The sequence below is a fragment of the Dongia rigui genome (genome assembly GCF_034044635.1).
GTDB classification, from domain to species: domain Bacteria; phylum Pseudomonadota; class Alphaproteobacteria; order Dongiales; family Dongiaceae; genus Dongia; species Dongia rigui.
In genome coordinates this window covers 26,796-47,536 of record NZ_JAXCLX010000005.1, presented here as the reverse complement: position 1 = coordinate 47,536, position 20,741 = coordinate 26,796, and the positions used below count along the sequence as shown (strand labels likewise).

Genomic DNA, 20,741 nt, shown 5'->3' with positions numbered 1-20,741 from the left:
CCCCCTTACGGAAGCGGGCAGACCAGATTCTGCTTTGCGGCGTCGACGTCATAGGCGTAGCGCGGGCGATTGACGCAGGTCTCGGTGTATCTGGCGGCAAGTGCGTTGTAATCGGTCACCGATTGATTGAGCGCCGGGCGCGTGTCGCTCTGGATGAGGTCGCGCAAGGCGGCCGATTGCGCCATGCTGTTCTTCAGCAGTTCCTGGCCGATGAGATCGTTGGGATCGAGCGTCTTGCGCCGCTCGGCGATCTGGGCATCGAGGGCCGTGAGCTGGGCCTGACGCTCATTGAGCATGGCGCGGCGCGTGGCGATCTCCTTGCGCATGGCCTCAAGCTGCGGCTCCTCGCACAGGCAACCTTTGAGTTCCTCGACCGTGAGGGCCGGGCCGCTCGGCAGCGGCGTGGCATTCTGCGCCATGGCTGTGGCGCTGCCCATGACGAGAAGGGTGAGGAGGGATGCTGCAAACCGATAGGTCATGAAGTCTCTTCCGCTTTTTTTCTTGGGCCAGAGCTTTATGCTCAAGACCTTATGCTCTAGCCGCGGTTTATGGCAATGTTGCGGCCAAATAAGCAAATAAACAGGTGGGGCTCAATGCGGATCGTTGTTCTGGGTGCCGGCTTGCTGGGTGTGACGGCAGCCTATTATCTTGCCAAGGAAGGCCATGAGGTGACGGTGATCGACCGCCGGCCGGAACCCGCCCGCGAGACCAGCTTTGCCAATGCAGGCCTCGTCACACCGGGCCATGCCAGTTCCTGGGCCAGCCCCAAGGCACCGCTGATCCTTTTGAAATCGCTGTGGCGAAATGACACATCCTTGCGCTATCGGCTGCGCCTCGACCCGCGCATGTGGATCTGGAGTCTCCAGTTCCTGCGCAATTGTACCCTGGCGCGGAACCGCCATGCGACACGGGTGAAGATGAAGCTCTGCGTCTATTCCCAGGCCGAGACCTTGCGCGTCGGGCGCGAGGAAGGGCTTGAGTGGGACCGCGTGGCGAAGGGCGCCATCTATCTCTACAGCGACCCTGCCGCCTATCGCGCCGGCAAGGAGAGCATGCGCTTCCTGATGGACCAGGGCGTCGAGATGAACTTCCTCGATCCAGACCAGCTGGTGACGCTGGAGCCGGGCTTGCGCCACGCCAAGGACAAGTTGGCCGGCGGCATGCATACGCCGGGCGACGAATCGGGTGATGCGCGGAAATTCACCCTGGGCTTGGCCGAACGGGCAAAGGCCCTCGGTGTCACCTTCCGTTTCGGCGAGACCATCACGCGCATCGACGTGCAGGGAAAGCGCGTCACCGGCGTCACCACCGACAAGGGCCAGGTGAGCGGCGATCAATATGTGCTGGCGCTGGGGTCCTATGCGCCGCTGCTGTCACGCCAGATCGGCTTCAATCTGCCGATCTTCCCGGTGAAAGGCTATTCCGTCACCCTCCCCGTCGCCGACCCCGCTGACGCCCCCACCATCGGCGGCGTGCATGAGGAACATCTGGTGGCGTTCTCGCGCCTCGGCGACAGGTTGCGCCTTACCGCCACCGCCGATTTCGCCGGCTATGACACCGAATTCGAACCGCGGAATTTCGCCCACATGCTGCGCGTGGCGCGCGACCTGTTCCCCAAAGCCGCGATGTATGACCGGCCCGATTACTGGGCGTGCCTGCGCCCGATGACGCCCGACGGCCCGCCGATCATGGGCCCGTCGCCGATTTCCAATCTGTGGCTGAATGCCGGCCACGGCCATATGGGCTGGACCATGGCGTGCGGCTCGTCGCGCATCCTCGTTGACCAGATGATGGGCCGGAAGCCGGAGATCGATGCCGAGCCGTTTCTGATGAGCCGGTATTGATTGCATCTCGTTCGTCATGGTCGGCGCAGGCCGACCATCCACGAGTTTGCTTGCAGCTACCTAGTTCCGCCAGAAAGAAACTCGTGGATGGTACGCCTTCGCGTACCATGACGAACGAGGTTACGGTGCCTTGTCGACGCGGACATGCACCAGGGCGTCATAGGGATAGTGCCCTTCGCGCCCAGTGACCGATCTCAACATCACCTTTTCGACAGAGACGGCGTAGACCGAGTAACCAAGCTGTGCGAGAACCGACACAAAAGGCTCAAGCGGTCGCTCACCAAACTCACCTACTGCGGAGACCGGCAACCGCAAAAACAAGGCTTTCGAGACGAAGTCATTATCATTGCCATCTCTTGCATGGCCTTTAATGGCATCCCACCTGCCTGAGGGCCCACTCATGGCAATTGCTTTCTCAGTCAAGTCTTCGGAAAGCCAGGGATAATGTTCAAGGCGACCTAAAAAGATGAGACTTATCGGCAGTGTCGAGTACCGTGTCAGCGCGGTATCAAGCCCTTGTTCGACCAGATCGGATGTGGCGTGACAATCGGTACCGCTTGGCAACTGCGGTCGCAGATGAAGCATCTGCTCCTTGGCTTCATATTCAATCTTCAAATGGCAGGCATTCGGATCGCCTACAATGAAATCGTCATCGGCAAACGCCGCACCACCGACAAAACTCAACAGCGCACCAAGCAGAATTGCCCGCATCGTCAAATCCGGAACAAACGGCCCCAGCCGTCGATCGGCTCGGTGATGCCAGCGAGGCGCAGGGTGTGCCAGGCCATGGCGTGGTTCGACGAGGTCACCGGCTTGCCGAGTTCGCGCTCGAGGCTTTCGGCGATCTCGGCGACACGCAAGGACGTGCAGGAGACGAAGACACCATCCACCGACGGATGGCGGCCGAGTTCGAGGGCCGCGTCATAGATCGACTTCGTGCTGATGCGCGCCACTTCGTTGTCGTTCTCATGGTTGAAGGAGCCGATCACCGGCACCTCGAGGCCCTTGGCCTCGATGTAAGATTTGAAGCGCTGGTTGACGCTGTCGATATAAGGGGTGAGCAGCGCGATGCGCTTGGCGCCCAAGGCTTTCAGGCCCAGCACACCGCCGGTGATGGGCGTGGTGCATTTGGCTTCCGGCCGGGTCTCATGGATGCGCTTGAAGACGTTTTCTTCGCCGATCACGACCGAGGCCGAGGTGCAGCCATAGGCCACGACATCCAGGGGAATGCCGGGCAGGATCACATCGGCTGCCGCCGCCAACCCGGCTTCCATCGCTGCCAACGTCGTCGGGTTGATCTCGGCCGCGTTGCGGATGCGGGTCGCATAGAGGGCGACGCCGGGCATGCGGAAAATCTGCCGGAACTCATGCTCCAATGTGTGGTCGGTGGCGAGCACGATGAGGCCGATGCGCGCCCGAGCCGACACGCCGCCATCGAGTTCGAAGGGGATGTGCTTGCGGTTGACCAGCAGACCGTTCTCCGCCGCTGAATTTTCCACGCTGAGCGCTTGAACGGGGGGCATGCCGGCTACTCCCTTCAATTTGGACAAACAGCTAGTTTCAGGCGGGTTGGCCATGCCAAACCGGCATGGGCGATCGGCGCCAATGCGGTTATGATGGGGCCGAGCGGAAACGAAAGCAATTCCCACGTGTTGTCAGAGTTGCCGGAAATCCGCTATGTGACGGCCGAGACCGCTTCGCCACCAAAGGATAGCCCCCATGTCGATCCCATCGATGCGCCCCTTCAAGACCAGCCGGACTCTGTCGGCCTTGGTGGTCGTGGCCGCCCTGGGGGGACTGGCGGCCGGAGCTGCGGGGTCTGCCGCCGCCCAGGAGACGAAAGTGGAAAGCAGCGCCAGGATCGACGCTGTTGCCTACCAACCAATCCCGCCGGGCGCTCATCTCGAGACCCAGCCGGAAAGCCAGAGCCAGATGGATGACGATGCCTGGCGGCAGCTCGATGCCGATCTCACTGGGCGCGGCTACGCGCTGGGTAGCGACGGCGCTTATGTGGTGACGGTAGCGACGCAGCTGACCTCCCGCCTGAAATCCGACCAGTCGGTGGGGACGGTCAATGCCGAGAGAAGCGATCCCAAGAACGCAGCTTTGTTCAGCACCGAGGGCAACACCCTTCTCAACCCCCGCGATCCGCTGAACACCACCGATCGCACCTTCCGCGTCAACCTGACGGTCTATGAACGGGCGAGTGGCCATTACATCTGGCGCGGCACCGTGGAACGGGCCGACGCCGCCATCGACCCCAGCACCGCCATGCGCGAGATGCTGCCGGCCCTGCTCGATCATTTCGGCGAGACGGCAAGCGGCGTCGAAGTGCCGCTGGTGGAATAGGCCTCAGCAATATTCCCGCTTCAGGTCGTAAGCCTCTTCGTCGCTGAAGATGCGCGTTTGCCCGTCGAAGGCATCGATGCGGGCGGTGATGCGGAAATGGGTGGCATGCGCCTGGATCGTGGTGTGCCCGACCGTGCGTGCCTCCCAATCCGGGCCCTTGAGCATCTGCTCATAGGTGATCTCGCAGGCATAGCTCAGCGGATCATCGGGCCTGATGGAATAGATCTCCAGCGCCTTGCAATCCGAGGTGACGCCGATGTCGGAGAAATGATAGCCGCCAGCATCCTTGTGATTGACGAGGGTGATGCCGCCCGTGGCGATGTCGAGCCGCGCTTCGCGCCGTGACGAACCTTCGCGGGTGACGTGGCCGGGGGCATGCGGCGCCTTCTCAGGTAGCGGAATATCGAAAGCGGGATCGGGGGCGTGTGTGGGGCGCACCGGCAATTCCAGATGGCAACCATCGGTGAAGAGCGTCAGCGTCACAGCGTCCGGCGCCGGCATCATCATCGGCCAGTAGTTGGTCGAGACCGCCACCCGCAGCCTGTGACCGGGCAAGAAGGCATGGGCGATGTAGTTCAAGGGGATGCGTGCCGTGTAGCGCCGGCCCGGCACCAGGTCTTGCGGGTGCGCCTGGTCATCTTTGTGATTGAGGCTGAAGACGCAGAAGGTGACGCGGGTCGAGGCGCCATCCGGCGCCACATCGTTGAGGCGGACAGCGACCCGTGCCACCGGCTTGTCGACGGCAAAGGCCAGTTCCACCACCGGCGCCCCGAATATCTCGCAGCGTTCATCGAGCGGCAGGCCATCGAAGCAGAGCGACATGCCGTCATCGGGACGCTGATCGGCCGGGTAGTCGCCATCGCTGCCGCCATAGGAGCACCATTCGACCGAGGTGAGCCCGCAGGTCTGCGGTGACTGCACGGCGAGCGCCACAGATTCCAAGGCGTGACCCAGCGTGTTACGGCCGAAGCCGATCGTCTGCGTCTTGATGCGGGGGCTCGGCCATTCGCTCTCGGCGATCCAGCGACCGGGACGCGCTTGTGCGCAAGGGTCCGGCGCATAGGACTCATTCATCCAGGCCAGGATCTTCGGATCGTGCGTGACGCCGGTTTCCTTGCCCTTCAGCCATTGATCCCACCAGCGCAGGGCCTCCTGCAGGAAGCCGCCGGCGGGACCGGGAAGGCCGTTATGCGGATAGGTGTGGCCCCAGGGACCGACCCAGCCCTTCACTGGCGCCGTCACATGGCTTGCCAAACGCGGCACGGCATTGGAATAGCCGTCCTCCCAACCACCCACCGCAAAGACCGCCGCCTTGATGGCGCCGTAGTTCTCGATCACGGAACCCTGGCGCCAATAGGCGTCGCGGTTCTGATGCGCGCCCCAGATGCGGAAGGGGAATTTGTAATGGCGCAGCCGCTCCAGCCACATCTCGCGCCAGCGCGCGCCGACAATCTCCGGGTCCGGCGGCAGATTGGCGTAGGCATACATCGCCGCGGCCCACGAGAAGTTATCGTGCAGCAGGATGCCCTGCATGTAATGGACGTCGTCATTGTAGCGATCGTCCGAGGCATCGACAGTGATGATGGCTTTCAATGCCTCGGGCTGGCGTGCTGCCACCTGCAGCGCGTTGAACCCACCCCAGGAGATGCCCATCATCCCGACCTTGCCGCTGCACCATTTCTGCGCTGCGATCCAGGCGATGGCGGCGATGATGTCGTCCTGCTCGGCCGGGGTGTATTCGTCGTCTGGCAGGCCTTCGGATTCACCGGTGCCGCGCAGATCAATGCGCAGCACCGCATAGCCGTGGCCGGCCTGGTAGGGGTGCATCTCATCGTCACGAAAGCGCAGGCCGTCGCGCTTGCGATAGGGCACGCATTCGATGATGGCGGGAACCGGGTGTGTGTCGGCGCCGTCCGCGATCCACATGCGCGCGGCGAGCTTGATACCGTCCGGCAACGGAATCCAGATGTTTTCGATGTGCCGCACCTTGTGCGGAAAGTCGCGGACGATACGCATGTGTTCTCCCCTAACTTTATTCTGTGGCGTCGTTGTTCGACGCTCACGCCTTACAGCACGAAATAGAGCAACAACGGCAACGTCACGAAGGAGAGCGCCGTGGTGATGACGACCATCGAGGCGACATCGGCCGGCTCGCGGTTGTAGTATTGTGCGAAAAGATAGTTGAAGACAGCCACCGGCATGGTGCTCTGGATCATCAGCACGCCTGTTGCGAGATCGGAGGCACCAATGAAATGGCCGACGGAAAAGCCCACGGCCGCCCCACCCCCCAACCGCACGATCGACAACAGCAGATTGCGCGGCAGGCGCGTCACACGCAGCTGCGCCAGAGAAACGCCGAGCGCCAACAGCATCAGCGGAATGGTGACGCCGCTCAGCAATTGCAGCGTGTTGCTGACATAGGCGGGCAGTTTCCAGCCGAAATAGAGCACCGTCAGCGCGAAGATGATCGCATAGATGAGCGGCATCTTGACGAGGCGCATGGGGTTGAAACTGCCCGAGGCCAGCGACATGCCGATGGTGAACTGTGCCGTGATGGAAATGGCAAAGAAGACGACGGCAAAGGCAAGACCTTCATTGCCGAAGGCAAAGAGCGCCAATGGAAGACCCATATTGCCGGTGTTGGGGAAGATGAGTGCCGGCAGGTAAGAGTGATGCGGCAAGCGCATCAGGCGCAAGGTGACGATGCCGATCACCAAGAAGCCGGCAAAGCAAAGTGCCGTCAGCCCCGCCATCTCGGCCAAGGCACCGGTATCCATATGGATGCGGGTCAGGGCGTCGGCCGCAAGCGCCGGCGTGCCGATATTGGTGACCAATTGGGTGACGAAACGGTTGTCGAACGGGTTGCCCGATCGCGCCCAGATATAGCCAATGCCCGGCACCACCAACACCGGCAGGATGATGGCGGCAAGCTGTTGCAGCAGATCCATGAAGATACCTCTTGAGCGGCATTTCTAGCCGGAAAGAGGGAGTGCCGTCTATTGCTGCATACAGGTTACATCGGCTAAAGTCCCGCCACTTTTTGCAAGGGCCCATGCCCGGTTCGCAGGGGTTGATGAGAAATCAATCAGGCGGACCAATTCATGGGCATGGCATTCAAGATTGAACGCATAGACGAGTGGGATCAGGGGAAACGATGACTGCACATCAGAAGGCAAACCAGATCGGCGGCCATGCTGCGGTGGCTTTGCTTGAGACCTATGGCGTGGATACCGTCTTCGGCATTCCGGGCGTGCATACGCTGGATCTTTATCGCGGCCTGGCTGATCGCAAGATGCGCCATATCGGCGTTCGCCACGAACAGGGTGCAGGCTTCATGGCCGATGGCTATGCGCGCGCATCCGGCAAGCCGGGCGTTGCCTGCCTTATCACTGGCCCGGGATTGATGAATGCCGCCACACCCATCGGCCAGGCCTATTCCGACTCTGTGCCGATGCTGGTGGTGTGCAGCGTGAATGCGAGCAGCGATCTCGGCAAAGGTCGCGGTCGCCTGCATGAAATCACTGACCAGCGTGCCGCCATCGCGCCGCTGACCGGTTTTGCCCGCACGGTGAGGAATGCGGCAGAACTGCCGGCTGCCATGGCCGACGCCTTCAAGCTGTTCGAGACCGGAAGGCCGCGCCCAGTGGTGCTGGAATTCCCGCTCGACATGCTGTCCGCCACCGCCGAGATCGGCCAACCGCAGCGCCAGAAGGCAGCGCGCCCCAAGGCCAGTGCCGGTGATATTGCGGCAGCCATCGCCCTCATCGACAATGCCAAGGCGCCAGTGCTGATCGTCGGTGGCGGCACGGTGGATTGCGCGGCCGAGGTGAAGGCCTTCGTCGAGAAATCGGGCGTGTTGTGCGTCACCACCACCGCCGGCAAGGGCGTGCTGCCCGACAGCCATCACCAATCGCTGGGCTCGACCCTGGTGCTGCCGGCGACGCAGAATCTGCTCACCCATGCCGATGTCGTCATCGCGGTGGGGACCGAGATGGCGGAGACGGATTCCTGGGTCAACATGCTGACCTTGAACGGCAAGCTCATCCGCATCGATCTCGACGAGAAGACGATGAGGCGCGATTACACGCCGACGATCGGCATGCTGGCCGATGCCGGACCGACGCTGAAAGCGCTCTGCGATGGCATCAAGGCCGGGCGCAAGCCGGACCTCGCGACCGCCGCGGAACTGCGCGGCTCGGTGCGCCAGGGCCTGACACCTGTGCAGCAGAAGCATGTGAAGGTGCTGGATGCGGTGCGCGCGGCTTTGGCCGACGACGCCATCATCGTCACCGACATGACCCAGATCGCCTATACCGCCAATTTCCTGTTTCCGATGGAACGCTCACGCTGCTGGTTCCACCCTTGCGGTTTCGGCACGCTGGGCTATGCCGTGCCGGCGGCGATTGGCGCCAAGATCGCCTGCCCCGACCGGCAGGTGATCGCGGTGGCCGGCGATGGCGGTTTCATGTTCACGGTCCAGGACCTGGGCACGGCGGTGGAACAGAATCTTGGCCTGCCGATCCTGGTCTGGAACAACGATGCCTTCGGCCAGATTGCCAAGGACATGGTGGAGCTCGACATCCCGGAACTGGGCGTGAAGCCCAAGAACCCGGACTACCAGGCCCTTGCCCGCGCCTTCCACGCCCGTGCCGTGAAGCCAGCGAGCCTTGCCGAACTGCAGGAGGCCATCAAGGCGGCGTTCAAGGCAGACGGTCCGACGCTGATCGAGGTGCACGAACAGGCGGATTATTTGCGATAGGGCGTCTTCTGGGGATGAAGCGGCGGCCGTTCGCCCGGCAAAAAATTCCCCGCACCCCGGCTGGGCACAGACGCCGTTAAGTACTTGTTATGAATCAGGAAGCTCTAATCCATACAACGACTCGTCGAACGGACAGGCGAACCCCCTAGATACAGTCATGAATCGGTCATGGCACAGGGTTTGCTGATAAGAGCGCGGTCCACCGTTCAAGGAGATGGCTATGGAGACCGCAATGACCAAAGGGCAAATGATGAGCGCGCCCCCGACCACCGACGAGCAGCAGCGAAAGTTGTGCTTCGACCTGTTCAACGCCTATTGGGAAGATGCCTTCAACAAGGGCGTTCCGTTTGACACGATCGGCACCATGTCGATATCTGCGGCGCTGTTCGCCCTGGTTGCCAAGCATGGCAAGGAAACCACGGCGGAATTCGTGCAGGATCTGGTGCAGAGCATCGCCAGCGACCAGTTCAGCAGCATGCGGACGACGAACTGAGCGGTCCCCGCGGCCGGATCTAGCCCGGCCGGGGCCGCTTCAGCTTTTCCCCGGACATGCCCATCCCTTCTCAAGCTGCGGCAGATTTTGCCGGCGGGCTGGGTCAATTTTGCCGAGTCGTGCGCGGGTTGTGACCGCCGTCACGGCTGCTTGCGGCTGCCTTCAAGCGTGGTTGCGCGGCGGCCCAAGATCGGCAATTCTCCGGGCCATGTCACAGAAACGCGCCCTGTACCGATTCATCCCATCCTTCCTCGCCGCCGCCCTTCTCCTGGCGGCACCGTCCCTTGCCGCGGCAACCCCTGAGGACCTCATCGAGGTTCACAAGATGGAACTCGAAGGCAACAAGGTCGGTGCCTTCCTGAAGCTCAAGGAACTGGCGCCGCTGGGCGACCCGGTCGCGCAGTGGAAGCTTGCCGGCTATTACCATTATGGCGATGCCGGGCCGGCCAATTTCGCCCTCGCGCGCGAATGGTATGGCCGCGCCGCGCGCCAGGGACTGCCCGATGCGATGCTGGGCCTGGCGGTCATGAATGCGCGCGGACAAGGTGCCCCGGTCGATCTCAAGACCGCCTTCGTCTGGCTCACCATCGCGTCGCACCTCATAGAGGATCCGGCCGAGGTCCAGAACGTCAACGGCCTCAGGGACAAGTATAAGAGCGAGATGTCGAGCGCCGACCTCAACGCGGCCCTCGCCGAAGCCATGGCCTTCCAGGCCAAGCCAGAAAAGCCCTAAACCAATCCGCCTTCCTTCAGGAGTTCCCCAAGATGATTAAGCGCCTTGCCAACACCGCCGGTCTTTCCTCGGCGGCCCTCGAAGACTGGGGCAAGGTCGCCGAACCCTTGGGCGAGCCGGTCGCGCAGCTGCGCGGCGTGTCGCCCACTGAGAAGGGGAAGGAGCCAGATTTCGGCATCTGGGAATGCTCGCCGGGCAAATGGAACCGCCAGATCCGCAAGGCGGAATTCGCCCATTTCATCAGCGGCCGCGCCACCTTCCGCGCCTCGAGCGGCCAGGTGATCGAGATCAACGCCGGCGACGCGCTCTATTTCCCCGCTGACAGCCTCGGCGTGTGGGAGATCCACGAGACGGTCAGGAAGACCTATATCCTGCTGCCGTAAGGCTACGCGCCTTCTCGGCTAAGTAAATTCGTCATCCTCGGCGAAGGCCGAGGATCCACGACTTGTTTTCTGTTGGTCTAATGCAAACTCGTGGATGGTCGGCCTACGCCGACCATGACGGTTTGGTTGGCGTCACTTCTTCTCCACCCCGCACCAATCGGCGAGGAAGACGGCCATGCCGGCCGTGACGTTCTTCAGCGAGCTCACCGAGACGCGTTCGTCAAAGCCGTGATAATCCTCGGAGACGGGACCGTAGACGAGAGCCGGTGTGTCGGCATAGAGGCCGAAGAAGCGGGCGTCCGTCGTGGCGGTGGCAAAGATCTTCGGGAGATCGGCACCGTAGACCTGGCGATGCGCGGCCTCGAGGCAGGACATCGCCGCATCGGCGTTCTTCACCACATAGGGTTCGGCCTGGAAGCCGTGATAGACGATCTCCGGCGGGTTGTTGGCAAGGAACGGATGCCCGCTGGCGGCTGCCCGCACCGTTTCCTCCACGTCGCGGCGCACGCGCGCAAGCTCCATGCCCGGATAGAAGGAGATACGCATGTCGAAGGTGCACCAGGCCGGCACACTCGATGTCCAATCACCGCCTTCGATGCGCGAGACGACGAAATTGATGGGATGCTTGTGGCCTTCCCAGAGCGCGTGTTTCTCGCTGTTCCAGCGTTCCTCCAGCTCATGCAGCTTGGCGACGATCGGGAAGGCCGCCTCGATGGCGTTGGAACCTGTGCCGGCATGGCCGACATGGGTCGGGCGCCCACGCACCTTCACCTGGAACCACATGACGCCGAGCTGGCCCAGCATCACCGAATCGCCCGAAGGTTCCGGGATGATTGCCGCCTCGGCCCGGTAGCCGCGCTGCAGGCAGGCGAGCGCCCCGTTGCCGGTGCACTCCTCCTCGACGACCGATTGCAGATAGACTTCGGCCGCTGGGCGCAGACCCAAGCGATCCAGCGCATCGAAGGCAGCGAGGCAGCCATAGAGGCCGGCCTTCATGTCACCGGCACCCCGGCCATAGAGCCAGTCACCCGTGATGTAGGAATCGAAAGGCGGCCGCGTCCAGAGATCGGCGGGGCCGGTCGGCACCACGTCGATATGGCCGTTCATGATGAGCGAACGACCCTTTTTTTCGCGCGGGCGATGCGTGCCCACCACGTTAAAGGCATTGTCATAGGAGACCGCCACCGGCGAGAAGCCAGGCAAATGCTCGATATCGGCGACATTGATCTGCCAATGATCGACCGACAAGCCACGGTCGCGATAATGCCCTGCCATGAAATCCTGCGCCGTCGCCTCCTGCCCGCGCAGTGACGGCAGGCGTGTCAGCGCCATGGTCTCTTCAAGTTGACGGTCGAACCCGGCAGCAACAGCGGCGATGATGTCGGCAGCAAGCTTTTGGTCGAGCATGATGTCTTGTCCTGTGTGGGTTACCAGCCGCCGGTCCGCAGCCAGTCCTTGAGATCGGGGATACGGTCATTGCCCCAGAACATCTCGCCATCGACGACGAAGAAGGGGGAGCCGAAGATATTGCGGTCGATGGCGCCGTCCGTCTCGGCCTTGAGGCGCTGCTTCACGGTATTGTCGGCGATGCCGGCTTCGATCGCGACGCGGTCGAGGCCGCACTTCTCGGCAACATCGAGGACGGTGGCCGTGGCGCTGATATTGATGCCTTGGCTGAAAGCGGTATCAAACAACGCCAGAGCAAGGCGTTTGGCATCCTTGGGCGCGCTGGCATCGAGCACATAGAAGGCGCGGGCCGCAGCGATGGTCGCCATCGGGAAATCATCAGGAAAGCGGAAGGGCAGCTTCTGCCGCCGTGCCGTGCGCAGCAGATCGTGCTTGTGATATGGTCCGCGTAAAGGCTGGCTCACCAGCGGCGACTGGCCGCTCGCCTTGAAGACCGCGCCCAGCAGAATGGGCCGCCACAGAACGTCGCGACCAAACTCGGCGCCGACCTCCTCGATCCTGTGAGCGGCGAGATAGCCATAGGGCGAGGAGAAGTCGAAATAGAATTCGATCGGGCCGGCCGTCATGTCTGCATCACCAGGGGATCGTTTCACCATCGTAGCCGAAGAAGCCGCCGCCCTTGGCCGCATCCAGACCGGCAATCACCTTGATGATGCCGGCGGCACTGTCTTCGACCTTGAGTGCCGCGTCGGTGCCGCCCATATCGGTCTGCACCCAACCCGGGCTGATCGCAGCGGCAACAATGCCGCGATCCTTGAGATCATAGTCCAGCTTGCGCATCACCATGTTGAGCGACGCCTTCGAGGCGCGATAGGCATAGGAGGCGGCATCATTCACATTGGTGATCGACGCGAGGCCGCTGGTGATGGCGGCGATTTTCTTCTGCCCGGACGCCGTCACGTGCGCAACGAAGGCTTCGGCTATCAATAGCGGCGCCAGCGCATTCACGCGCTGAAGCTCCAGAAACTCATCCGGTTCGGCGTGCCCGAAGCCGATGCGGCGGCCGAGGATGCCGGCATTATTGAGCAGCACGTCGATAGAGCGGCCCTTGAGATCGGTCGCCAGCGTCTTGATCGACGCGGCATCGGCCACGTCCAAGGCCTTGACCTCGACCTTCAACGCCGTCAGCTCGCCCGCCTCCTTCGGCTTGCGGCAACAGGCGATGACGTCCCAGCCGGCAGATGCATATTGGCGGGTGAGTTCCAGACCGATGCCGCGATTGGCGCCGGTGATGAGGACGGTGGGCATAGGGGTAACCTTTACTGGCGCTTGGCGGTGACTTCGATCTCGATCTTCATCTTGGGATCGACCAGGCCGCAGATGATGGCGGTCGAGGCCGGACGCACCTCGCCGAAATACTGGCCGAACACCGGCGCCACTTTTTCCCAATCCGCCGGGTTGACGATGATGTAACGGGCACGAACGACGTCCTTCAGGCTCGACCCCGCCTGTTTCAGCGCCGCTTCGATATTGCGGAACGTCTGGTGGGTCTGTTCGATGACATCGTCGGAGATGCTCATCTTGGCATAGTCGAAGCCGGTCGTGCCGGACACGAAGATCCAATCGCCATCGACCACGGCGCGGGAATAGCCGGCAACTTTTTCAAAGGCGGAACCGGAGGAAATCAGCTGACGCGGCATGGTCTCAATCGTCCTTCTTTCGCATGGGGCGGCGCTGCAGATCGCCGCCGCAATTGGGGCAGATGTGATTCATAGCGTGGGTGCAAGGGCCGCACCAAGTGCATTCATAGGAGCAGATGTATGCGTCGGACGCATCATACGGCAGGAGCCGCGCGCATTTCTCGCATTCGCTGCGCATCTCGAGAGCCATGGCACAACCTCTTGGCAACAAGGTCTTTCAGGCGGTTTCTTCAAACAACTCGCGGCCGATCAGCATGCGGCGGATTTCCGAGGTGCCGGCGCCGATCTCATAGAGCTTGGCATCGCGTAAGAGTCGCCCGGCCGGGTAGTCGTTGATATAGCCGTTGCCACCCAGGCATTGAATGGCATCGAGTGCCAAAGATGTGGCTTTTTCTGCCGAAAACAGGATAGCGCCGGCGGCGTCCTTGCGCGTGGTCCGGCCCTTGTCGCAGGCCTTGGCAACCGCATAGACATAGGCGCGGGCAGCACTCGCTTGCGTGTACATGTCGGCGATCTTGGCCTGCATCAGCTGGAAGGTGCCGATCGGCTGGCCGAATTGGCGCCGGGTATGGACATAGGGGATCACCAGATCAAGGCAGGCCTGCATGATGCCCAAGGGACCACCGGAGAGCACGGCGCGTTCGTAATCGAGGCCGCTCATGAGAACGCGGACACCGCCGTTGAGGGTGCCCAGCAGCCGTTCCGCGGGCAGGAAGCAATTCTCGAAAATGAGTTCGCCCGTGTTCGAGCCGCGCATGCCGAGCTTGTCGAGCTTGCGGGCGCGGGAGAAGCCCTTGTCGCCTTTCTCGACGATGAAGGCGCTGATGCCACGGGGGCCAGCCGCGATATCGGTCTTGGCATAGACGATGAGCGTGTCGGCGTCCGGCCCGTTGGTGATCCACATCTTGGCGCCATTGAGCACGAAACCACCGGGTGCCGGATCGGCTTTGAGGCGCATGGAAACGACGTCGGAGCCGGCCTCCGGTTCGCTCATGGCGAGAGCACCCACATTGCTGCCATCGACGAGGCCAGGAAGATAGCGGCGTTTCTGCGCCTCGTTGCCGTTGCGACGGATCTGGTTGACGCAGAGATTGCTGTGGGCGCCATAGGAAAGGCCGACGGCTGCCGAGGCGCGGCTGATTTCTTCCATCGCGATGACGTGTTCCAGATAACCCATGCCGGAACCGCCATATTCAGGCTCCACGGTGATGCCGAGCAGGCCCATATCACCGAGTTTGCGCCACAGGTCGGCCGGGAAATCATTCTCGCGGTCAATCGCATCGGCACGCGGCGCAATCTCCGACGCGGCGAAGGCGGCGACGCTTTCGCGCAACGCATCAGCGGTTTCACCGAGATCGAAATCGAGAGTTGGGAATGTCATGCGCGTTTCTCCCACGATCTTTTTTTCTCGTCATCCCCGGGCGAAGACCCGGGGATCCACTGGTGCCGCTTGAGAGAATGGATGCCCGGCCAACGGAATCAACGCTGGGCCCGGGCATGGCGAGTTTTTAGATGTTGGTGAGTGGCATCCTGCCACCCCTTCAGGTCAGGAACAAGGTCGCCAACCCAAGGAAGGCGAAGAAGCCGAGGCAGTCTGTGGTGGTGGTGAGGAATGGCCCGGCACCGGTCGCGGGATCGAGGCCGATGCGGTCCATGACGAGCGGGATCACCGTGCCGGCAAAGCCCGCCCAGACCATGTTGAAGATCATGGCGCCGCCAAGGACGAAGCCCAGGCCGATATGGCCGAACCAATAGCCACCCACGGCACCCAGGATGATGGCAAAGACCACGGCGTTCATGAGACCCACCGCCAATTCCTTGGAGATGAGGCGCATGACATTGGAATTGGGCGTGATGTCGCGGGTGGCGAGCGCGCGCACGGTCACCGTGATGACCTGCACGCCGGCATTGCCGCCCATCGCCGCCGTGATGGGCATGAGGACGGCGAGCGCCGGGTAATGCCCGATGGTGCCTTCGAAGCGCGAGATGACGAAACTGGCGATGAGTGTATTGACCAGGGTCACCACCAGCCAACGTACGCGCAGGAAAGCGGTCTTGTAGGCCGGCGCATGAAAGTCGGTATCCGACACGCCGACGATGTTGAGGAGGTCTTCCTCGGCCTCCTCGTCGATGACGCGCACCACGTCGTCAACCGTGATGACGCCGATGAGGCGCCCGTCGCCATCGACCACCGGTGCGGAGACCAGGCCATATTGACGGAAGAGATAGGCGACGGCTTCCTGGTCGGTATCGACGGGAACGAGGCGCAGTTCTTCGTCCATGACGTCGGTCAGCTTGATGTCGCGCTTCGAGCGCATGGCACGCGACAGCGGCACCGAGCCCACCGGCTTCTTATCTGCATCGACGATATAAAGGTCGTAGAAATCATCCGGCAGGTCTTCGGCGTTACGGAGATAATCCACCGTTTCGCCGACATTCCATTGGTCGCTGATGGCGACCAGCTCGCGCTGCATCAGGCGGCCGGCGCTGTCCTCCGGGAAGGTCAGGCCTTGTTCGAGATAGGCGCGGTCCTCGGCCGGCAGGCTGTCCAGCACCTGCTGTTGCGTGTCGGCATCAAGATCTTCCAACAAATCGACGGCATCGTCGGTGTCGAGTTCGGTGACGACCTCGGCCAGTTCCGCCGGTGCCATCTGGTCGACCACTTCCTCGCGCAAGGCCTCATCAAGATGCGAGATGGTCTCGGCTTCGAGGGCATGGCGGGTGATGTCGAGGAAGAGCTTGCGCTGTTCCGGTTCCAGATGCTCGATGAGATCGGCGACATCGGCCGGATGCAGTGGCTCGATGAGCGATTCGACCACGGGAATATCGCCGGCGGCGAGTGCGGCGTTGATATTCTCCAGCAATTCCTCGGACGGGCCGTAAAGCTCTTCCTCGTCCACCGTCTCGACGATTGTCGGACGGTCCTCTTCCCCGGTCGGCTTCTCGACCTCAGGGCCGGCCATGGCTTGCTGTCTCGCGGGACTTCTTGTCCTGGGCCTCGACGGCGGCGACGGCGCTCATATTGATCAGGCCGCGCACGGAAATGCTCTGCGACACGATATGGGCCGGAAGATTGGTCCCAAGCAGGATCGGGCCGATCGACAGGCCCTCGCCCAAGAGACGCAGCAGGTTGAGCGTGATGTTGGCGGCGTCGAGATTCGGCATGACCAGCAGATTGGCGCGGCCTTTCAACCGCGACGACGGGAAGAGCCGCTCCCGCACCGTCTCCGATACGGCGGAATCGCCCTTCATCTCGCCTTCGACCTCCAGTTCCGGGTCGCGCTGCAGGATAAGGCCCAAGGCACGGCGCATCTTGCGGGCGGATTCGGAATCCGAGCTGCCGAAATTGGAATGCGACAACAAAGCGGCCTTGGGCGCGATGCCGAAGCGGCGCAGCCAGGCTGCCGACATGACCGCACTTTCGGCGACTTCCTCATCGGTCGGGTTATGCGTCACTTCGGTATCAGTGATGAAGAAGGTGCCGGACGTCAGCAACACAGCCGTCAGCGTCGAATAGGCTTTGACGCCGGCCTTGCGGCCGATCACTTCATTGACGTAGCCGAGATGCCGCTCAAACCGCCCGACCGTGCCGCAGATGAGCGCGTCGGCTTCGCCCCGGCGCACCATCAGCGAGGCGATGAGGGTGTTTCGTGTGCGCACCAATGTGCGCGCCGAATCCGGCGTGACGCCACGACGCTCGGTGAGGAGAAGATAGAAATTCCAGTAATCGTTATAACGCGGGTCGCCTTCTGGATCGCAGAGCTCGTAATCGCGGCCCTCGGTGAGGCGCAGGCCGATCTTCTCGATGCGGCGCTCGACCACGGAACGGCGGCCGACCAGGATGGGATAGGCCAGGCGCTCGTCGACCACCGATTGCACGGCGCGCAGGACCCGCTCTTCTTCGCCCTCGGCATAGACCAGGCGGCGCTTGTCGGCGCGCGCCCGCTCGAAGACCGGCTTCATCACCAGCCCTGAGCGGAAGACGAATTGCTCAAGCCCGGCGCGATAGGCATCCCAATCGGTGATCGGGCGCGTGGCGACGCCGCTGTCCATCGCCGCCCGCGCCACCGCCGGCGCCAGTTCGACGATGAGCCGCGGGTCGAAGGGCTTCGGGATCAGAAATTCCGGGCCGAACTGCATTTCCAGTCCGCCATAGGCGGAGGCGACGATGTCGCTACTTTCGGCACGTGCCAGCTTCGCAATGGCGTAGACGCAGGCGACCTTCATCGCCTCGTTGATTTGTGTCGCCCCCACATCCAGCGCACCGCGGAAGATGAACGGGAAGCAGAGGACGTTGTTGACCTGGTTGGGATAGTCGGAGCGGCCGGTGGCGATGAGCGCGTCAGGCCGTACCGCCTTCACTTCTTCGGGCAGAATCTCGGGCGTCGGATTGGCGAGCGCGAAGATGATCGGGCGCGCGCCCATCTCGGCCACCATTTCCGGCTTCAGCACGCGCGGCGCGGAGAGGCCCAGGAACACGTCGGCATCCTTGATCGCATCGGCGAGTGTGCGCGCGTCAGTCTTGCGTGCGTATTTGGCTTTCCTCGGATCCATCAACTCGGTGCGGCCTTCATAGGCGACACCGACGATATCAGTCACGGTGACATTGGCCGGGGAGAGGCCGAGCGCCACGAGGAGATCGAGGCAGGCAAGAGCCGCAGCACCCGCACCGGACGTCACCAGTTTCACGTCGCCGATCTTCTTCCCCACCACTTCAAGCGCGTTGATGAGGGCCGCAGCGACGACGATGGCCGTGCCATGCTGGTCGTCATGCATGACCGGGATCTTCATCCGCTCTTTGAGCTTGCCTTCAACCTCGAAGCATTCCGGCGCCTTGATGTCTTCAAGGTTGATGCCGCCGAAGGTGGGTTCCAGGCTAGCGATGATGTCGACCAGCTTGTCGGGATCGGTCTCATTGATCTCGATATCGAAGACGTCGATATCGGCGAATTTCTTGAAGAGGACGGCTTTGCCCTCCATCACCGGCTTGGCGGCCAAGGGCCCGATGGCACCCAGGCCCAGCACCGCGGTGCCGTTGGTCACGACGGCGATGAGATTGCCGCGGCTGGTATAGTCGGCGGCGGTGGCTGGGTCGGCAGCGATCGCTTCGGAAGCGGCGGCGACACCCGGCGAATAGGCCAAAGCGAGGTCGCGCTGGTTGGCCAGCGGCTTGGTGGCGGCGATGGCGATTTTGCCGGGCTTGGGGTTCCGGTGATAATCGAGGGCCCCCGCTCTGATGCTGTCGTCCGCCATGCCTGCCCTCAAAAGATACTCAAAAGCGCCTATCTCAACCCGGCGCGGATCGTTAATGCGCCGGGATTATAGCCAAGGGTTTTGGCGACGCCACCCAAAGAGGGGGAGAAGTCCGATTTTTTGAGTTTCAATTCAGGAAGATAGCGGGCCGCGTGAGGGCCCCATGATTGAGAAGATTATGGTGCGGTCGAGAAGACTCGAACTTCCACGGGTTGCCCCACAGCGACCTCAACGCTGCGCGTCTACCAATTCCGCCACGACCGCACATAATCTCCAGGCCAAGGATCACGAGAACCCTTGCCAGACAGCGCGGCGGGGAATAGCAAATCGGCACGCAGTGATCAAGCAAACAAAAAACCCAAGGATTTAAAGGGCTTGCCGTGGTGAAAATGGCGCAAACAGAATGGCGCATCAGCGATTTGTCCGTTCCCTACCCGGATGCGGTCGAATTCATGGAGAAAAGGGCTGCCGAGATTCGGGCCGGAACCGCGCCGGAGACCCTCTGGCTGCTGGAGCATCCGCCCCTTTACACCGCCGGCACCAGCGCCAAGGCCGGCGATCTGCTGAGCCCCGACCGTTTCCCCGTCTATGAGAGCGGGCGCGGCGGCCAGTTCACCTATCACGGCCCCGGCCAGCGCGTGGTCTATGTGATGCTGAATGTGAAGGAGCGCGGCGCCGATGTGCGGCAGTTCGTGCACGACCTCGAGGAATGGGTCATCCGCACCCTCGCCCGCTTCAATGTGACGGCGGAGCGCCGTGAGGGACGTGTGGGCCTGTGGGTGTTGGATGGGGTGCGGGAGGACAAGATCGCCGCCATCGGCATTCGCCTGCGGCACTGGGTGAGCTTTCACGGCATCAGCATCAATGTCGATCCGGACCTCAGCCATTTCGGCGGCATCGTGCCCTGCGGCATCAGCGAGAGCGCCTTCGGCGTCACCTCGCTCGCCAAGCTCGGGCAAATGGTGACGATGGCGGAACTGGATATCGCCCTGAAGGCCGCATTCAGCGAGGTGTTCGGGGACTAGATCCCGCCGCGGCTCGATCCCCCATCGACGCGGAAGAAGGCGCCGGTGGTGTAGGACGAGACCTGTCCACAAAGGAACGCCACCATGGCGCCAAATTCCGCCGGCGCGCCATAGCGGCGCGCGGGGATGCCGGCGGCACCTTCGGCCGCCACATCCTCGTGGCTGCGGCCGCTACGCTGGGCGAAAGCGGCGTCGAGCGAATGGGTGCGCTCCGTGGCGAAGGAGCCTGGCGCCACCGTGTTGACCGTAACACCCTGTGCCGCCACCTCGTCGCTGAGCGACTTCAGATAGCCCTGCAGGCCGGCGCGAAGCGCGTTGGAATAGACCAGGCCCGGGATCGGCTCCTGCACGCTGGTCGAAGCGATGGAGACGATGCGGCCCCAGCCGCGCCCCGTCATGCCCTTCACCAGATGTGCTGTGAGGTCGATCTGGTTGAGGAACATGGCGTCGAATTGCTGCGACCAGACGGAACGGTCGACAGCGCCTGCCTTGACCGGCGGCGGCGGCGGGGAATTGAGGACCAGGATGTCATAGCCCAGCGCGTCACCCAGAATGGGGGCAAGATCGGCCGATCGGGTGAGATCCGCCACCAGCGATATGGCGATGCCGCCCGTGGCCGCGATTTCGGCAACGCGATCCTGCAGCTTGGCGGCACTGCGTGCCAGCAAGGTCACGGCCACACCCTCGGCCGCCAGAGCCGCCGCCGAGGCGGCGCCTAAGCCCTGGCTGGCACCCAGGATTAGGGCGCGTTTGCCGGCGATGCCGAGATCCATGATGACGCTCCGGGAAAAAGTT

The 20,741-nt window shown here is 62.6% G+C and carries 21 protein-coding genes and 1 tRNA gene; 7 read left to right on the top strand and 15 right to left on the bottom strand.

The features are described 5' to 3' along the window. Positions 1-5: 5 nt before the first annotated feature. On the bottom strand, positions 6-479 hold the full coding sequence (locus SMD31_RS21185; RefSeq protein WP_320502938.1) for a hypothetical protein: 474 nt from the start codon (positions 477-479) through the stop codon (positions 6-8). A 114-nt stretch (positions 480-593) separates the two neighbouring features. On the opposite strand from SMD31_RS21185, the gene SMD31_RS21180 reads away from it, so the two are divergent. Further along, positions 594-1,844 carry a D-amino acid dehydrogenase gene (locus tag SMD31_RS21180; protein WP_320502937.1) on the top strand — a complete coding sequence of 417 codons (1,251 nt, stop codon included), beginning with the start codon at positions 594-596 and terminating at the stop codon, positions 1,842-1,844. 120 nt (positions 1,845-1,964) lie between these two features. Here SMD31_RS21180 and SMD31_RS21175 read toward each other — a convergent pair whose 3' ends face one another. Further along, complete coding sequence (locus SMD31_RS21175; protein ID WP_320502936.1) at positions 1,965-2,555, bottom strand: hypothetical protein; 591 nt, start codon at positions 2,553-2,555, stop codon at positions 1,965-1,967. Positions 2,556-2,557: 2 nt separating this feature from the next. After that, on the bottom strand, positions 2,558-3,367 hold the full coding sequence (locus SMD31_RS21170; protein ID WP_320502935.1) for a maleate cis-trans isomerase family protein: 810 nt from the start codon (positions 3,365-3,367) through the stop codon (positions 2,558-2,560). Between the two features lie 196 nt (positions 3,368-3,563). Between SMD31_RS21170 and SMD31_RS21165 the strand changes: the two genes are divergently transcribed. Further along, complete coding sequence (locus SMD31_RS21165; RefSeq protein WP_320502934.1) at positions 3,564-4,193, top strand: hypothetical protein; 630 nt, start codon at positions 3,564-3,566, stop codon at positions 4,191-4,193. A 3-nt stretch (positions 4,194-4,196) separates the two neighbouring features. Here SMD31_RS21165 and SMD31_RS21160 read toward each other — a convergent pair whose 3' ends face one another. Both SMD31_RS21160 and SMD31_RS21155 read right to left on the bottom strand, forming a co-directional pair. Further along, positions 4,197-6,209, bottom strand: coding sequence for a CocE/NonD family hydrolase (locus tag SMD31_RS21160; protein WP_320502933.1), 2,013 nt, complete (start codon positions 6,207-6,209; stop codon positions 4,197-4,199). 50 nt (positions 6,210-6,259) lie between these two features. Then, positions 6,260-7,141, bottom strand: a complete 882-nt coding sequence (locus SMD31_RS21155) for an AEC family transporter (protein ID WP_320502932.1) — start codon at positions 7,139-7,141, stop codon at positions 6,260-6,262. Positions 7,142-7,347: 206 nt separating this feature from the next. Here SMD31_RS21155 and SMD31_RS21150 point away from each other — a divergent pair, with 206 nt between their 5' ends. The 4 genes from SMD31_RS21150 (at position 7,348) to SMD31_RS21135 (ending at position 10,561) form a co-directional block, all read left to right on the top strand. Then, positions 7,348-8,952, top strand: a complete 1,605-nt coding sequence (locus tag SMD31_RS21150; RefSeq protein ID WP_320502931.1) for a 5-guanidino-2-oxopentanoate decarboxylase — start codon at positions 7,348-7,350, stop codon at positions 8,950-8,952. Between the two features lie 232 nt (positions 8,953-9,184). Then, positions 9,185-9,445, top strand: coding sequence for a hypothetical protein (locus SMD31_RS21145; RefSeq protein ID WP_320502930.1), 261 nt, complete (start codon positions 9,185-9,187; stop codon positions 9,443-9,445). Positions 9,446-9,653: 208 nt separating this feature from the next. Further along, positions 9,654-10,178, top strand: a complete 525-nt coding sequence (locus SMD31_RS21140) for a tetratricopeptide repeat protein (RefSeq protein ID WP_320502929.1) — start codon at positions 9,654-9,656, stop codon at positions 10,176-10,178. A 32-nt stretch (positions 10,179-10,210) separates the two neighbouring features. Further along, positions 10,211-10,561, top strand: coding sequence for a cupin domain-containing protein (locus SMD31_RS21135; RefSeq protein WP_320502928.1), 351 nt, complete (start codon positions 10,211-10,213; stop codon positions 10,559-10,561). A gap of 132 nt (positions 10,562-10,693) precedes the next feature. On the opposite strand, the gene SMD31_RS21130 is transcribed toward SMD31_RS21135, so the two are convergent. The 9 genes from SMD31_RS21130 to SMD31_RS21095 form a co-directional block, all read right to left on the bottom strand. Continuing rightward, the gene (locus tag SMD31_RS21130; RefSeq protein WP_320502927.1) at positions 10,694-11,968 is read right to left on the bottom strand and encodes an ArgE/DapE family deacylase; all 1,275 of its coding nucleotides are present in this window, start codon (positions 11,966-11,968) and stop codon (positions 10,694-10,696) included. 20 nt (positions 11,969-11,988) lie between these two features. Continuing rightward, positions 11,989-12,594 (bottom strand): 2-hydroxychromene-2-carboxylate isomerase, encoded by a 606-nt coding sequence (locus tag SMD31_RS21125; RefSeq protein ID WP_320502926.1) that lies wholly within the window; start codon positions 12,592-12,594, stop codon positions 11,989-11,991. A 7-nt stretch (positions 12,595-12,601) separates the two neighbouring features. Beyond that, entirely contained in the window at positions 12,602-13,276 is a 675-nt protein-coding gene (locus SMD31_RS21120; RefSeq protein WP_320502925.1) for an SDR family oxidoreductase, read from the bottom strand. An 11-nt stretch (positions 13,277-13,287) separates the two neighbouring features. After that, on the bottom strand, positions 13,288-13,668 hold the full coding sequence (locus SMD31_RS21115) for a RidA family protein (RefSeq protein WP_320502924.1): 381 nt from the start codon (positions 13,666-13,668) through the stop codon (positions 13,288-13,290). A 4-nt stretch (positions 13,669-13,672) separates the two neighbouring features. Beyond that, entirely contained in the window at positions 13,673-13,846 is a 174-nt protein-coding gene (locus SMD31_RS21585; RefSeq protein ID WP_407652156.1) for a DUF1272 domain-containing protein, read from the bottom strand. Between the two features lie 39 nt (positions 13,847-13,885). After that, entirely contained in the window at positions 13,886-15,049 is a 1,164-nt protein-coding gene (locus tag SMD31_RS21110; protein ID WP_320502923.1) for an isovaleryl-CoA dehydrogenase, read from the bottom strand. Positions 15,050-15,209: 160 nt separating this feature from the next. Continuing rightward, positions 15,210-16,631, bottom strand: coding sequence for a magnesium transporter (gene mgtE / locus SMD31_RS21105; protein WP_320502922.1), 1,422 nt, complete (start codon positions 16,629-16,631; stop codon positions 15,210-15,212). Then, positions 16,618-18,921: an NADP-dependent malic enzyme gene (locus tag SMD31_RS21100; protein WP_320502921.1), complete on the bottom strand. Its 2,304-nt coding sequence runs from the start codon at positions 18,919-18,921 to the stop codon at positions 16,618-16,620. The genes mgtE and SMD31_RS21100 overlap by 14 nt, the downstream gene beginning before the upstream one ends. A gap of 179 nt (positions 18,922-19,100) precedes the next feature. After that, positions 19,101-19,185 (bottom strand) — tRNA-Leu (locus tag SMD31_RS21095). 125 nt (positions 19,186-19,310) lie between these two features. Here SMD31_RS21095 and lipB point away from each other — a divergent pair. Then, complete coding sequence (gene lipB, locus SMD31_RS21090; RefSeq protein WP_320502920.1) at positions 19,311-19,946, top strand: lipoyl(octanoyl) transferase LipB; 636 nt, start codon at positions 19,311-19,313, stop codon at positions 19,944-19,946. On the opposite strand, the gene SMD31_RS21085 is transcribed toward lipB, so the two are convergent. Further along, complete coding sequence (locus SMD31_RS21085) at positions 19,943-20,719, bottom strand: SDR family oxidoreductase (RefSeq protein WP_320502919.1); 777 nt, start codon at positions 20,717-20,719, stop codon at positions 19,943-19,945. The genes lipB and SMD31_RS21085 overlap by 4 nt on opposite strands. Positions 20,720-20,741: the final 22 nt, after the last annotated feature.

Coding starts and splice junctions, on each gene's coding strand:
- SMD31_RS21140 (WP_320502929.1), top strand. CDS start 9,654: ATGTCACAGAAACGCGCCCTGTACCGATTCATCCCATCCTTCCTCGCC.
- mgtE (WP_320502922.1), bottom strand. CDS start 16,631: ATGGCCGGCCCTGAGGTCGAGAAGCCGACCGGGGAAGAGGACCGTCCG.
- SMD31_RS21130 (WP_320502927.1), bottom strand. CDS start 11,968: ATGCTCGACCAAAAGCTTGCTGCCGACATCATCGCCGCTGTTGCTGCC.
- SMD31_RS21085 (WP_320502919.1), bottom strand. CDS start 20,719: ATGGATCTCGGCATCGCCGGCAAACGCGCCCTAATCCTGGGTGCCAGC.
- SMD31_RS21170 (WP_320502935.1), bottom strand. CDS start 3,367: ATGCCCCCCGTTCAAGCGCTCAGCGTGGAAAATTCAGCGGCGGAGAAC.
- SMD31_RS21135 (WP_320502928.1), top strand. CDS start 10,211: ATGATTAAGCGCCTTGCCAACACCGCCGGTCTTTCCTCGGCGGCCCTC.
- SMD31_RS21165 (WP_320502934.1), top strand. CDS start 3,564: ATGTCGATCCCATCGATGCGCCCCTTCAAGACCAGCCGGACTCTGTCG.
- SMD31_RS21110 (WP_320502923.1), bottom strand. CDS start 15,049: ATGACATTCCCAACTCTCGATTTCGATCTCGGTGAAACCGCTGATGCG.
- SMD31_RS21180 (WP_320502937.1), top strand. CDS start 594: ATGCGGATCGTTGTTCTGGGTGCCGGCTTGCTGGGTGTGACGGCAGCC.
- SMD31_RS21150 (WP_320502931.1), top strand. CDS start 7,348: ATGACTGCACATCAGAAGGCAAACCAGATCGGCGGCCATGCTGCGGTG.
- SMD31_RS21145 (WP_320502930.1), top strand. CDS start 9,185: ATGACCAAAGGGCAAATGATGAGCGCGCCCCCGACCACCGACGAGCAG.
- SMD31_RS21120 (WP_320502925.1), bottom strand. CDS start 13,276: ATGCCCACCGTCCTCATCACCGGCGCCAATCGCGGCATCGGTCTGGAA.
- SMD31_RS21585 (WP_407652156.1), bottom strand. CDS start 13,846: ATGCGCAGCGAATGCGAGAAATGCGCGCGGCTCCTGCCGTATGATGCG.
- SMD31_RS21125 (WP_320502926.1), bottom strand. CDS start 12,594: ATGACGGCCGGCCCGATCGAATTCTATTTCGACTTCTCCTCGCCCTAT.
- SMD31_RS21160 (WP_320502933.1), bottom strand. CDS start 6,209: ATGCGTATCGTCCGCGACTTTCCGCACAAGGTGCGGCACATCGAAAAC.
- SMD31_RS21115 (WP_320502924.1), bottom strand. CDS start 13,668: ATGCCGCGTCAGCTGATTTCCTCCGGTTCCGCCTTTGAAAAAGTTGCC.
- SMD31_RS21175 (WP_320502936.1), bottom strand. CDS start 2,555: ATGCGGGCAATTCTGCTTGGTGCGCTGTTGAGTTTTGTCGGTGGTGCG.
- lipB (WP_320502920.1), top strand. CDS start 19,311: ATGGCGCAAACAGAATGGCGCATCAGCGATTTGTCCGTTCCCTACCCG.
- SMD31_RS21100 (WP_320502921.1), bottom strand. CDS start 18,921: ATGGCGGACGACAGCATCAGAGCGGGGGCCCTCGATTATCACCGGAAC.
- SMD31_RS21185 (WP_320502938.1), bottom strand. CDS start 479: ATGACCTATCGGTTTGCAGCATCCCTCCTCACCCTTCTCGTCATGGGC.
- SMD31_RS21155 (WP_320502932.1), bottom strand. CDS start 7,141: ATGGATCTGCTGCAACAGCTTGCCGCCATCATCCTGCCGGTGTTGGTG.